The organism is Mycolicibacterium sp. HS_4_1 (assembly GCF_054515875.1).
On sequence record NZ_CM137261.1, the window covers coordinates 4,724,728 to 4,738,045 of the forward strand.

At 66.1% G+C, this 13,318-nt stretch carries 9 protein-coding genes; 4 read left to right on the forward strand and 5 right to left on the reverse strand.

The annotated features are described in order from the left end of the window. Positions 1 to 20 precede the first annotated feature (20 nt). Both ACX12F_RS22810 and eccCb read right to left on the reverse strand, forming a co-directional pair. Entirely contained in the window at positions 21 to 1,151 is a 1,131-nt protein-coding gene (locus tag ACX12F_RS22810) for a type VII secretion-associated protein (RefSeq protein ID WP_459366600.1), read from the reverse strand. Beyond that, complete coding sequence (gene eccCb / locus ACX12F_RS22815; protein WP_459366601.1) at positions 1,148 to 4,696, reverse strand: type VII secretion protein EccCb; 3,549 nt, start codon at positions 4,694 to 4,696, stop codon at positions 1,148 to 1,150. Before eccCb ends, ACX12F_RS22810 begins: the two co-directional genes overlap by 4 nt. 109 nt (positions 4,697 to 4,805) lie before the next feature. Between eccCb and eccD the strand changes: the two genes are divergently transcribed. Further along, positions 4,806 to 6,071 carry a type VII secretion integral membrane protein EccD gene (gene eccD / locus ACX12F_RS22820; RefSeq protein WP_459366602.1) on the forward strand — a complete coding sequence of 422 codons (1,266 nt, stop codon included), beginning with the start codon at positions 4,806 to 4,808 and terminating at the stop codon, positions 6,069 to 6,071. Next, a complete protein-coding gene (gene mycP, locus ACX12F_RS22825; protein ID WP_459366603.1) occupies positions 6,068 to 7,378 on the forward strand; it encodes a type VII secretion-associated serine protease mycosin in 1,311 nt (436 codons plus the stop codon). Before eccD ends, mycP begins: the two co-directional genes overlap by 4 nt. A 40-nt stretch (positions 7,379 to 7,418) precedes the next feature. Here the strand turns inward: mycP and ACX12F_RS22830 are convergent, their stop codons facing one another. From ACX12F_RS22830 to ACX12F_RS22840, 3 genes are all read right to left on the reverse strand, one after another. Further along, positions 7,419 to 8,891, reverse strand: coding sequence for an APC family permease (locus ACX12F_RS22830; RefSeq protein ID WP_459366604.1), 1,473 nt, complete (start codon positions 8,889 to 8,891; stop codon positions 7,419 to 7,421). 327 nt (positions 8,892 to 9,218) lie between these two features. Beyond that, entirely contained in the window at positions 9,219 to 9,428 is a 210-nt protein-coding gene (locus ACX12F_RS22835; protein WP_459366605.1) for a dimerization domain-containing protein, read from the reverse strand. Between the two features lie 336 nt (positions 9,429 to 9,764). Beyond that, entirely contained in the window at positions 9,765 to 11,261 is a 1,497-nt protein-coding gene (locus ACX12F_RS22840; RefSeq protein WP_459366606.1) for a gamma-aminobutyraldehyde dehydrogenase, read from the reverse strand. 114 nt (positions 11,262 to 11,375) lie between these two features. On the opposite strand from ACX12F_RS22840, the gene ACX12F_RS22845 reads away from it, so the two are divergent. Further along, a complete protein-coding gene (locus ACX12F_RS22845) occupies positions 11,376 to 11,897 on the forward strand; it encodes an Lrp/AsnC family transcriptional regulator (RefSeq protein WP_459366607.1) in 522 nt (173 codons plus the stop codon). Next, positions 11,894 to 13,279 (forward strand): aspartate aminotransferase family protein, encoded by a 1,386-nt coding sequence (locus ACX12F_RS22850; RefSeq protein ID WP_459366608.1) that lies wholly within the window; start codon positions 11,894 to 11,896, stop codon positions 13,277 to 13,279. Before ACX12F_RS22845 ends, ACX12F_RS22850 begins: the two co-directional genes overlap by 4 nt. Positions 13,280 to 13,318: the final 39 nt, after the last annotated feature.

Below are 13,318 nucleotides of genomic sequence, written 5' to 3' on the forward strand. Positions count from 1 at the left end.
ATCCAGGGTCATCCGAGGCGTCAATCGGTTCTGTGCGCCGAACGAATCGCGGAGTCACAGGCCGGCTGGACGGACGTACCCTGGCACCCCACGGCGATCCGGACCGGGCCATCGAGCAGCACCGACCATTCGACGGTCCGCCCGCCGCGCACCTCGCGGTACCGGATGGCCGGGCGTCCGGCACTGATAGCGGAGTCCTCGAAACCGACGATGATGCCGTCCGGCAGCTTCGCCGCGGCGTCCCGCAGGGACCGCGCCGCCACGTCCGGCGTCTGCTCCCGGGGTACCACCGATTGGGTGAGGTGGATCATCTGACCGCGATCATCGGGCGAAATGATCTGCAACCGAGCTGATCCCGCGCCTGCGAGCGTCCGCTCGACGGCCCAGCGGGCCGGGATCTGCATCGCGACGCGGCCTTCCACCAGCCACGTGAGATCCGGATCCGTGGGCACGACGGCCACCGCGGCGGAGCCGCCCCGATTGGAGAGGCCCACTCCCACCGCACCGACGACGGCAACGGCCGCCGCGGCGCCAATCGCTGCGCGTCCCCACGCTGATCGGGGTGGGGCTACTGTCGGCACCTCAGCGTCGAACAGGTCGTCGCAACTCAGAATCTGTGCCGCGGTGCCCTGGTCCTGCAGCAGCCCTCGGATTTCGGCTGCCAGGCGCTCGACACCCGCGATGCCGGTCGGTGCGTCGATCACCACGTGGGAATCCGCCGCGACCCGGGCAACGACGGCTTCTGCGATGGCGCCGCCGGTTCTTCGCACAACGCACGACGCCGTTCCCGGCCGGGTGATGGTGACGAGGTCCTCCCCCAATCCGACCACCGGGCAATCGAGTTCGCCGACGGCCGCGCGCAGCGCATCGGCCCTAGACTCGAAGACGACGTGTGATCCGCTGGACTGTGCGGCCGATCGCACCCGGTTGACCCTCGCCGCTGACCACCATGTCGGGCACACCACGGTGACCGCGCCTGCGGCACCGATGGCCGCGCTCATCGCCTCGCGCCAGATGCGTTCGGCGGGCAGGACGGTCGCGTCGAGCAGACCCAGCTGCTCGTCGATGCATTCCAGCGCGGACGAAACCAGCTCGGCATCAACGCTTCCCGGTCCGCGGATGGTTGCCGGGCCGACCACCACAGATGTCATGGCGGGTCGGTCCAGCCGAACTGGACCAGCTGATCGGGCCGACCGCGGCGCATGACGACGGCCCGGCCGGGTGGCAGCGTCATCGGCCGCGCGGTGCCGAACAGCGGCCCTTCCTCGGGACTGGTGCTCATGACGATGCCCACTGCGCCGAGGTCCCGCATCCGCGACAGCAGCGGGTCGAACATGGCGCGCGCGGCACCGCCGGAGCGCCGCGCGACCACCACGTGAAGGCCGACATCCGATGCGTGCGGAAGCAGGTCGAGCAAGGGGTTCAACGGGTTTCCCGCGGCACCCGCGACGAGGTCGTAATCATCGACGATGACGTGGATGTCGGGGCCAGACCACCAGGACCGGTCGCGGAGTTGCCGTTGTGTGACGCCGGATCCCGGCAGCCGTGAGGTGAGCAGCGACAGCGCCTCGGTGAGCTCCGCCGCGGTGGTGAGGGTCGACATCGCATAGCCGCACAGATGGGGCGGCGGCACCACGCCCAACAACGTCCGCCGGAAGTCGACGATCAGCAGGCGAGCCCGATGGGGATCGGTCTGCCCGATGATTGCGCGGCACAAGGTCCGCAGCACGGACGTCTTACCGCTACCCGCGTCGCCGAACACCACCAGATGCGGATCGCCGGCAAGATCCACAGCGAACGGTTGGAGCTCCTCCTCCGAAACACCGATGACGTACCGCAGCGGTGGTTGCGCATCGGACGTCGAGACCAGCTCGGCGTAATCCACGTGCGGTGGTAGCAGTTCGATCATGGGCGCGGGGACCGAGGAAAGTGTCGCGACCCGGTCGAGCTGCGGCAGCGCGACCACGAACTCCTTGCCGTCCTTGGTGAGGCCGCGGCCGGGCGGGCACGTGGTGAGCAACTGGGCGCGGCGACGATCCATCTCGGACTCCGTCGGGTCACCGAGCCGCAACTCGATCCGGGTGCCGACGTGGTCTTTCAGCATGGGCCGTAACTCAGCCCACCGATTGGCGGTGAGCACGACGTGGACACCGACCGAGAGTCCTTGCGCCACCATCGCAGTGATGGTGTCCTCGAGTGCGTCGAACTCGCGGCGCAACACCGCCCAGCCGTCGACCGCCAGGATGACCTCGCCATAGTCGTCCGGAAACGGCACCTGCAGCCCATGCTGCTGCCGAAACTCCTGACGGCGGCGGCACAGAGCGAACAGTTGAGACACGATGCGCCGCACCAACTCCGGCTCATGCCGGCCGGCGACGGTGCCGACCGGAGGACACCGACGCAACGCGGTCAGAGCGCCGTCCCCCAGATCGAGGCCGTAGATGCTGAGTTGCCGTGTTGATGCAGCGAGTCCGAGCAACAACGTCTGCAGTGTCACCGATTTTCCTGAGCGCGGACCGCCGACGACAGCCACATGCCCACCGGACCCGTTGAGGTCCGCGACCAGCTGGTCGCGGCGCTGCTGGAAGGGGTTGTCCACCAACCCGATCGGAGCACGCAGTGGACCGCTGTCCAAACCAGCCGCGAGCAAGTCGGACAATGCGGGTGAACCGGCCAGGGGTGGCAACCAGACCCGATGAGCTTTCGCACCGAGACCGGTCAGCCGGCCCAAGGTCGTGTCCATGAGGGTCGGGCCGGCCGGCTGCTCTGGCAACGCCGCTGGTACCCCGACGGCGAACAGGCCCGGCACCGGATGGTCGCAGTGGCTCGGTGGGACCGGCCCCGACACGAATTCGGTGTGAAACCGCACCAGGTTTCCGTCTGCGGTCCGTAACAGTCCGGCGCCCGGCGTTCCCGGCAACTCATGCGCGTCGGTGACCCCGATGACCGCCCGGGACTCTGCTGCCGAGAAAGTCTTGAGGCAGACCCGGTACGACAGGTGCGTGTCCAAGCCGCGTAGGCGACCTTCGTCCAGTCGCTGGCTCGCCAGCAGCAGATGGATACCCAGTGATCGCCCGAGGCGCCCGATGGCGACGAACAGCTCCGCGAAATCCGGGTGCTGGCTCAGGAGTTCGGAGAATTCGTCGACCACTATGAACAAGGCGGGCAGCGCAGGCAGGTCGGCACCGGCCGCGCGGGCCCGCCGGTAGTCGCTGATGCCCGACAAGTTCCCGGCCGCCCGCAACAGCCCTTGGCGCCGGGTCAGCTCGCCGGCGAGGGCGTCGTGCATCCGAGCGACCAGATGTGCTTCCTGCGCCAGATTGGTGATGACGGCTGCCACGTGGTTGGCTCTCTCGAAACCGAGAAACGTTGCACCACCCTTGAAGTCGACCAGGATCAAGTTCAGCTCGTCCGGCGAGTGGGCACTGATCAGACCCAACGTCAGAGTTCGCAAGAACTCGGACTTTCCGGAACCTGTTGCGCCGATGCACAAGCCGTGTGGACCCATGCCCTGCTCGGCCGGTTCTTTGAGGTCCAGTTCGACCGGCGCGCCGGTGTCATCGGTACCGATCGGCACGCGCAAGCGGTACCGCCCCGGACGGTCCGACCACCGGGGAGCCCAATCATGTTGGCGCCGTGACACGTCCGTGCTCCCGACCGGGCTGTAGCGCGCCAGCCTCCGCGCGCACGTCTGCGCTTGTGTGAGCGTGAGGGAGTCCGCGGTCGAGCATGACGGCAGCGTCGACGCCGAACCCGGTTGGCCGACCACCAACAGCGTAACCCCGGCGGTATCCTCGAACCCGGTCACCGCCGCGGCATCCGTGAGCACGACCAGGTGGCATCCGGCGATCGCGGTCACCGAGCCGATATCGGCGAAACGCAGCGGCGTTCCGCCGATGGCACCCGAGCGATAATGGTGCGGTAGCCATTTCAGCCAGTCCCACTCCGCCGACCCGGTGACCGCGGCGATCCTCAGCTCATCGGGTCCATGCCACGACGCAAGCTGACACACCATGGCGCGGACCACTCCCCCGGGATCGTCGCCGCCGACGTCGATGCGCCGAAGCCGGTTCACGACGACGGTCACGGGTACCTCGGGCACGATGGCGGCGGTCCGTAGCAACCGGTCGAGCGCCGAGGCCGTCAGCGGGTCGGCCACACCGTCACCGGCGGCCGGCGACGGGACCAGCGCGGTGCAGAGCGGACGCTCGCCGAGCCCCACGCGAATCTCGGTGAAATCGTCGTCGCGCCAACGCCGTTGCCACATCCGCTCAGTACCGGCGAGAGTCCACAGCGCGTCCGGCGGCGGATGGTTCTGATGCAGCCAGCGGTGCTGCTCAGCCGCGGTTCGGCCCGCGCACTCACCAATCGCGTCGAGGTACACCAGGTATTCACGGCGGTCGGCGTCGATCTCGCCCGCCCGGCGCGCACCGCGCGACCCGAGGACAGTGCTGCCGACCAAGGACAGCACCATCATCGCCGGGAACAGCAGGAACATCGGATTCCGGCCGCTCGCCGAACCCGACCGGAAGTAGAACACCATCATCCCGGCCATCGCCAACAGCATCAGTACCGGTGCGACGCGGGTAGCGACGTTGCCGGCCGCCAATCGCGGCACCGGTGGTGCCGCACGGACCGCGATGTCTCCCTCAGCCGGTGGGGCCGCCGGAGATCGCTCGACTCTGGTGAATTCCATCGAACTATCTGACGTGCCCGGACACCGTTCGGTTCCATCGATTTTCGTGTCGGGCAGGGGGCCGAAGTGCGGTTAGCGTGAGAGCGGGCATATCGATCCGGGGGGTGCGATGTCCGAATCTGTTCGGCTTTCAGTCCGGTCCGGTGGCGAGACGGCCGGCGAGATCACTGATCTGATCTTGCCGGCGGGTACCGCCGTGGACGCGCTACTACCCGACATCGTGGCACTGGCTCAGCCGCAAGCGCCGGGCGGTATGAGTTGGTGCCTGGATCGAGCTGTCGGCGGTCCGATCGACGGGTCATTGTCGCTGCGGCAAAACGGCGTTCACGACGGTGACGTGCTGCAGCTGCTGCGCGGGGCCATCCCGGAACTCGGCATACGGCGCAAGCACGTGGAGACGATGGCTGCCGGCCAGTCCGCTCCTGATCCGACCCGTCCTCTCGTCGGCCCAGCACTCGGACTCTGGGCGGTGACCGTCGCTGCCATGACCCTGATCTGGTCCGCCACGCACGGCGACCACACCACGGCAGCCGCCGTCAGCGGTGGGAGCGCGCTGGCCGCGCTGACGGTGTCGTGGCGGTCCGGTCGTGCGCACTGGCCCGGGGCCGTCGTCGTGCTCGCCTTCGCGGCCGGATTCTCGGCCGTACCGGGTAGCCCGGCCGCTCCGAATGTACTGCTCGGGTCCGCAGCGGTGTTCGCGGCCGCCGTCGTCCTGCTACGGATCGGTGCGCACGGCATATCCATTGCGGCCGCGGCATTCTCGGTGCCGAGCATCGTGGCGTCGGCGGTGGCGAGCATCTGGTCACTTCCGCCGACCGGTACCGCGGCTGCCGCCACCGCGCTGGCCTTGGTGGTGCTGTCGGCCGCCCCGCGATGCGCTGTCATCGTCGCGGGGCTCACGCCGCAGTCGGCGCAAGTCGTCGACGGCGACGCTCAGCGGATCGGGTTGGCACATCGGGTGCTCACGGCGGTGGCGATGGGTGCGGCTGCGACCGCGGCAGTCGGCGCGGTCGTGGTGGCGCTGGCCGCCGTCGACCGGCCCAGTACCGCGGCGTTGGTGTTCAGCTGGGTGGTGGCCGCAGCGGTTGCGCTGCGCACCCCGTCGTATCGGCTTCCGCTGCGCCGGTGGAGCATCCTGATCGCGGGAATGGTGTGCGCCACTGCGGCTCTGGCCGTCACTGCCATGGCGTTTCCGGCCTGGGCAGCCTGGCTCGGCGGTGCCGTCGTGGCCATCACGGTGGGTATCCAGCGGATCGGGCACGTCAGCGCCCCGGCGGCCCAGCGCCTCAGGTATCTCGAATGCGCAGCACTGGTCGCGGTGCCGCCATGTGCGCTGTGGGCCGCAGACATCTTCAATCTGGTACGCGGCGGATGACCGGCGTGCATCAGGCCGTCGCGATCGCGCTGACGGTGGTGATGACGACAGCGGCGCCGTGCGCCCACGCTATCGCTCCCCAGCCCATTGACCATGGGCAACTTCCCGTACCCGCAGCACCGATGCCGCCCGGTCGAACCGAACAGTCCGACCGGTGCTCGACGGCAAGGCCGGCGATCGACCGTCCCGCACACCAGCTCGATATGCTCGATCTTGCTGCGGTGTGGCCACTTTCCCGCGGCAGCGGTCAGACGGTGGCCGTCATCGATACCGGCGTGGGGCGGCACCGATTGCTGCCGCATCTGGTCGCAGGCGGTGACTACGTCTCGTCGGGTGACGGTACGCAAGACTGCGACGGCCACGGTACGGCGATCGCCGGTCTGATCGGCGCCACCGCCGCGGGCACCACGCCCGGCGCCTTCCGTGGCGTAGCACCCGAAGCCGCCATCCTGGCGATTCGCCAGTCCAGCAACAAATTTCGTCTCACCGACGACCATGAGCTGTCCGGTGTCGGCGACGTCGAGACGCTCGCCCGCGCGGTTCGCTCAGCCGCCGACGCGGGCGCCACCGTCATCAACATCTCATCCGTTGCCTGCATGCCCGCCGTCGATCCGCTCGACGACCGGTCGTTGGGTGCCGCCCTGGCCTATGCGGTCGATGTGCGCAATGTTGTCGTCGTCGCCGCGGCCGGCAACACCAGCGGCGAATGCGCGCAACAGAATCCACTATCCGATCCCAAACGGCCGGGAACGCCGAACTGGGACACCGTGCACAGCGTGGTCAGCCCCGCCTGGTACGACGACTACGTACTCACGGTCGGATCCGTCGGCCCGAGCGGAGCGCCATCACCGTTCAGCCTGGCCGGCCCCTGGGTCGACATCGCCGCGCCCGGCGAGACAGTGGTGTCGCTGAGCGCACAAGGCGACGGATTGGTCGACAGCCGGCCCGACGGTCGACCACTGTCCGGAACCAGCTACGCCGCACCCATCATCAGTGGTGTTGTCGCACTGATCCGTTCGCGGTCACCACAGCTGTCCGCCCGGCAGGTGATGGCCCGCATCGAGGACACCGCCCACCACCCCGCGGACGGCTGGAACGCCCAGGTGGGACACGGGATGGTCGATCCCTTGGCCGCGGTGAGCGGCGGCGGACCAGCACCCGCCCCGGCGCGGGTGGCCGCCGCACAGACAGCACCCGCAGCCGGTCCGGATAATCGACCATCGCGGCGCATCGCGTTCCTCGGCACCGCCATCTGCATCGCGATGGCAGCCGTTGCAGTAACCGGTCGCCGTCGACCACGGCGCTAGATGGCCAGCACGGCTCCGTGTGATTCGAATGCCCTGACCATCACATCGCGGGCTCGGGCGCCGGCTCCGCGGCCAACGACGATTCGCGGGTCTGCTTGCGGGCGACGCGGGCCGGTCCTGCGACATACCATGCGGCCGCCGCGAGCAGCACCGCCAGGAAGATCCACGGCATCAAGTCCACGGGCCAGGTCGGAATCGGATACACGTTGCGATAAAAGACATACGCGAGGCAGCACGTGACGGTCATCCCGACTATGGCAGCGACGGTAACGCTGGTCTGTGGCGCCAGGCGGCGGACCAGAACCGGGATGCCCAACCCCATCAGCATGTAGGCGATCATGTAGCCGAAGGTTCCCAGGGTCCCGGTGTAGGAATACACATCGAGCTCGTTGATTCCGCTGGTTCCCAAGCCGATTGCGGCGATCAGCGCGGCGACGCTGAGCAAGATGATCGCAATGTGCGGGGTCTTACGAGTGGGATGCGTCGCGGCGACCTTGCGGTGCACCAGCTGCGATTCACCCATCGATCGCAGCACCCGACTGGCCGCCGTGAGCGAGCCGGTTACACAGGCGAAGTTGGAGGCCACCGCACCCAGATCGATCGCCAGCGCAAGCCAATGCACGCCAAGGCCATCGGCCAATGTGTTCAAAGGTGTTGCGTCGGCAGCCAGGTTGTCGGCACCGCCGAATCCGACGATCTGCGCGTAAGACGCGTACAGGTAGAGCGCGCCGGCCAGCAGCGCACTGCCCGTGACGGCCCGCGGGATTGTCCGTTGCGGGTCTTTGGCCTCGACGGACAAACAGGCGGCCGACTCGAACCCGACGAAACCCAGGGTCGCCAGTACCATGCCACTAACTACCTGTTGCACCGTGATTCCGGTGGGCATGAGCGGCGCGAGACTGAACCCGTGCCGAAACAGAACCATGGTGCACACCAACAGAATTGCTCCGATAGAGAGCACCTCGAGCACCACGCCGGTCCATGCGGAGATTCGGACGCCGCGAATCATCATCCATGCCGCGCCGACCACGCACAGGATTTCCAGGGCCACCATGACCGAAATCGAGGTGGCGGGCGCTCCGGCACTCGTCGGTGGGGCCACTCCGAGAAGGGGTTTGGTGTACTGGGCGAATTGCGCGACGCAGCCGACAGAGATGAGCAGGTACCCGAAGGCGAGACCGGTCGATCCGACGAACCCGACCGCTCTGCCGAACGCGGCGGTGATATGCGAGAGCAGGTCCTCTCCCGGCCGCAGCCGCGCGGCCCGGGATACGCACCAGCCCACCAGGAGCAGCACGCACAAGGAGACGGCGTAGGAATACAACGTGCCTACACCGGCGCTCGCAGCCACAAGAGTTGCGCCGGAAACCATTACGGCGCTTGGCGCGATACCAGCGGTCGACTGCGCGACAAGCTCGACACCGCTCATGCTGGCGGCGGCAAGTCCGGTATCTGCGTTCTGCTGGGCATCTCTGAGTTCCTCGAGCCGCTCGACATTGGGTAATGACGGCATTGATCGGCCTCCTCGACGGTGATTGGTCGGTCCACGGCAACACGGCATGGACCGCATGCCGGCTACGGCGCCGACGGCTGATGTGTGGATGGGACGGAGTGACCCAGCGGGGCAATCGCTTTCGGTCTACTACCACCCTCGACCAACCTTAGGGTCGCGGTGTTACAGGCAGTTGCGACCAATGTTAAATGCGCTAGCGAGACCGCTATTTATTCGTGCCCGTTGTCACAGAAGTCGGCCATACTCGGCCATAGGCCCGGATCGCGATGGGAATAGCGGCATCAGCCAACGCCGCCATGAGTGGCAAATAGCGTACGTGCGCATGGACTATTGCTGCTGGCTCCGCTTTTCGTATGCCGCGCGGCGGAGCCTAAGGACGTCGTGTTCAACACATCCGATCTGCTCGGCAACCTCCGCTGCAGGCAGTGCAGAATTCAGGATAACCCGCAACTCGTTGGCGGAGAACACAGGTTCGCTCTCCCACGGTGCGTGATCCCATCCCATTTCGGCGAACCCGGTAAACAGTTCATTACTCATGTCGATCAATCCTCACGACCCCAACAAATGAAACATGCTGCGCGGCAGTTGCACTCGACGAGCACGCAGCTTGTTAGGTTCGCCGGGTACTGACTACCAACAACGCTATCAAGCTGAGGTAACCGGGGCCATCACCGCAAATCAAAACTGTGTTTCACACAAACTCAGGTGCGTTCACCGGGCGCATGTGGCGTCTAAGATCCAGTGCACAACATATTGCAACGCAATTCGGATCAATAGCGCTCGATCGCTACTGAATATCTGACCTTTCACCACCACACGACACCGAGATGACGAGCGGCATGCACCTGGGGTTAGCGTCGGCGATCGCGCGTTTTACCGCTCTTTGGCGAAAATAATTCGGTGCCAGTCTTTTTCGGCGACCGAGGTGATGTCGCTCATCACGTGCTTAATGGTCAGGTACTCCTCAAATGAATAGGCGCTCATGTCTTTACCGAACCCGGAAGCGCCGTAACCGCCATGTGGCATTTCGGAGACGATCGGGATGTGGTCATTGATCCACACGCAGCCGGCCTGGATCTCGCGCGCTGCCCGCTGCGCCCTGTACACGTCGCGAGTCCATGCCGAGGCCGCCAGCCCGTACTCGGTGTCGTTGGCCTGCCGCAGTGCATCATCGTCGCCGGTGAAGGGCCGCACCGTCAGCACGGGGCCGAAGATCTCGTCGCGGTACACCTCCGAGTCCTCGGCGACATCAGCGATCAATGTGGGTGGGTAGAACGAACCGGGACCCGCCGGCAGGGCGCCCCCGGTGACGATCCGGCCGCCCTGCTGCGGCGCGCGGTCCACCATCGCGGCGATTTTGGCCCTGTGCGGCATCGATACCACCGGGCCCAGGTCGGTTTGCGGGTCATAGGGGTCGCCGATGACGACCTTCCCGAACAGTTCGGCGACGCCGGCCACGAAGTCGTCGTACAACGGCTTCGCCACAATGGCGCGCGTCGCCGCGGTGCAGTCCTGACCGGTGTTGATGAGGGATGCCGCCACCGCGCCGTTGACCGCGGCGTCCAGATCGGCGTCGTCGAACACCACGAACGGCGCCTTGCCGCCCAGTTCGAGCTGAGTGCGGTGGCCGTGTGCTGCCGCTGCCGTCATCACTCGCCGGCCAACAGCCGTCGAGCCGGTGAACGTCACCATGTCGACGTCGCGATGTCCAGCCAGCGCCGTGCCGACGTCCGCGCCCAGCCCGGTCACTACATTGAGCACGCCTTCGGGCAGTCCGGCCTCGGTGGCCAGCCTGGCCAGCGTGAGCGTGGTCAGCGGAGTGATCTCGGCGGGTTTGATCACGACGGCACATCCAGCTGCCAAGGCGGGCAAAGCTTTCCAGACCGCCATCTGCAGGGGATAGTTCCACGGCGTGATGGTGGCGACCACGCCGACCGCCTCACGTCGGATGCTTGAGGTGTGATCGGCCGAGTACTCGGCGGTGGCCTTGCCCTCAAGGTGTCGGGCGACGCCGGCAAAAAAGTCGATGTTGTCAATGCTGCCGGGAACGTCGAAGTTTGCCGCTAGCCGGACCGGCTTACCGGTCTGGCTCACCTCCTGGTCCACGAGCTCGTCAGCGTTCTCGGCGATCAGTCGGGCCAACCGCGCCAGAACCGTGGCCCGCTCGGCCGGAGTTGCCCGAGCCCAGTTCGGCTGTGCGGCGCGGGCCGCGGCCACCGCAGCGTCCACATCGGCCGGCGTCGCCAGCGCATATGACGCAACTACAACACCCGTGGCCGGACTGATGATCTCGAAGGGCCTCCCGGCCGTTGTCACGGCCTTTCCGTTGATGAAACTACCTGCGACGACCTGGCCTCCACCTGCGCTCACGATCTTGCACGCTACCCCAACGCCGTTGCGGATTCCACTCGAAACGATGCCATAGACGATTGATTTAGTCGTATGAGTTGTGTTTAGCGACGAAATCCGTGCACAATCGACGCCATGGCCATCCCCGACGCACCGCCCGATGCCGCTGCGATGCCTGTGCGAAGCAACCAATCTCGGGGTGGCGCCACATTCCAGCTCGACGAACTCTCGAAAGCCATCATCGAGAAACTGCAACAGGATGGCCGGCAGTCCTACGCCGGCATCGGTAAAGCGGTCGAGCTGTCGGAAGCGGCCGTACGGCAGCGTGTCCAGCGGATGGTCGACGCCGGCGTCATGCAGATCGTCGCCGTGACGGACCCCGTTCAAATGGGCTTCGGACGCCAGGCCATGATCGGCGTTCGCTGCACCGGCGATACCACGCAGGTCGCCGACAAACTTGCCGCCCTCGAGTCCGTCGACTACGTCGTGCTGACCGCCGGAACGTTCGACATCATCATCGAAGTCGTCTGTGAAGACGACAGCCACCTGCTCGACTTACTCAACGCCAAGATTCGAGCCGTACCCGGGGTGCTTTCCACCGAAACGCTGGTCTACCTCAAACTCGTCAAACAGCAATACAACTGGGGAACCCGATGACAACATCTGCAGCAGCACAATCACTTTCAACCGACCTCGCGGCCAAGGCCAAGCGGCACCTATGGGGCCATTTCGCACGGCACGGTGCGCACATCGCCGCGCCCATCATCACCCGCGGCGAGGGCGTCACCATCTTCGACGACCGCGGCAAAAGCTATATCGACGGGCTTTCGGGCCTGTTCGTCGTGCAGGTCGGTCACGGCCGCGAGGAACTCGCGGCCGCAGCTGCCCGCCAGGCGGAGCAGCTGTCCTTCTTCCCGTTGTGGTCCTACGCAACTCCACCCGCGATCGAACTCGCCGAGCGCATTGCCAACTATGCGCCGGGCGACCTGAATCGAGTCTTCTTCACCACCGGCGGCGGCGAAGCGGTCGAGAGTGCCTGGAAGCTGGCCAAGCAGTTCTTCAAGTTGACCGGAAAACCCGGTAAGCACAAGGTCATTTCGCGTTCCATCGCGTATCACGGAACGCCTCAGGGTGCGCTGGCGATCACCGGCATCCCGGCATTCAAGGCGCCATTCGAACCGCTCACCCCCGGCGGCTTTCGCGCACCGAACACCAACTTCTACCGGGCGCCCGATGCCTACGCACACAACCAGGAGGCATTCGGCCAGTACTGCGCCGACCGCATCGCCGAGGCCATCGAATTCGAGGGTCCCGATACCGTCGCCGCAGTATTCCTGGAGCCAGTGCAGAACGCAGGCGGGTGCTTCCCACCACCACCGGGATACTTTCAGCGAGTCCGTGAGATCTGCGACCAGTACGACGTGCTCCTGGTGTCCGACGAGGTGATCTGCGCCTACGGCCGCATCGGCTCGATGTTCGCCTGCGACGATTTCGGCTACATCCCCGACATCATCACCAGCGCAAAGGGTTTGACGTCGGGCTACTCCCCGATCGGCGCGATGATCGCCAGCGACCGCCTGTTTGAACCCTTCAACGACGGCAAGACGATGTTCGCCCATGGCTATACCTTCGGCGGACACCCGGTGTCGTCCGCGGTGGCGCTGGCGAACCTCGATATCTTCGAGCGCGAGGGCATCAATGCTCACGTGAAAGCGAACGCCCCGATGTTCAGGGCAACACTGGAGAAGCTGTACGACCTTCCGATCGTCGGCGATGTCCGCGGTGAGGGATTCTTCTACGGCATCGAACTCGTAAAAGACAGGACCACAAGGGAGACCTTCAACAGCGAAGAGTCCGAGCGCCTGCTGCGCGGCTTCCTGACCCCCGCATTGTGGGAGGCGGGTCTGTATTGCCGTGCGGACGATCGTGGCGATCCGGTAATCCAGCTGGCTCCGCCGCTCATCAGCGGACAGAAGGAGTTCGACGAGATCTACAGCATCCTGCACAACGTCCTCACCGAAGCGGGGCGCCGCCTGTAGATGCTCGATGCGGCGGTGGCCAGTTCGGGCAAATTCCCA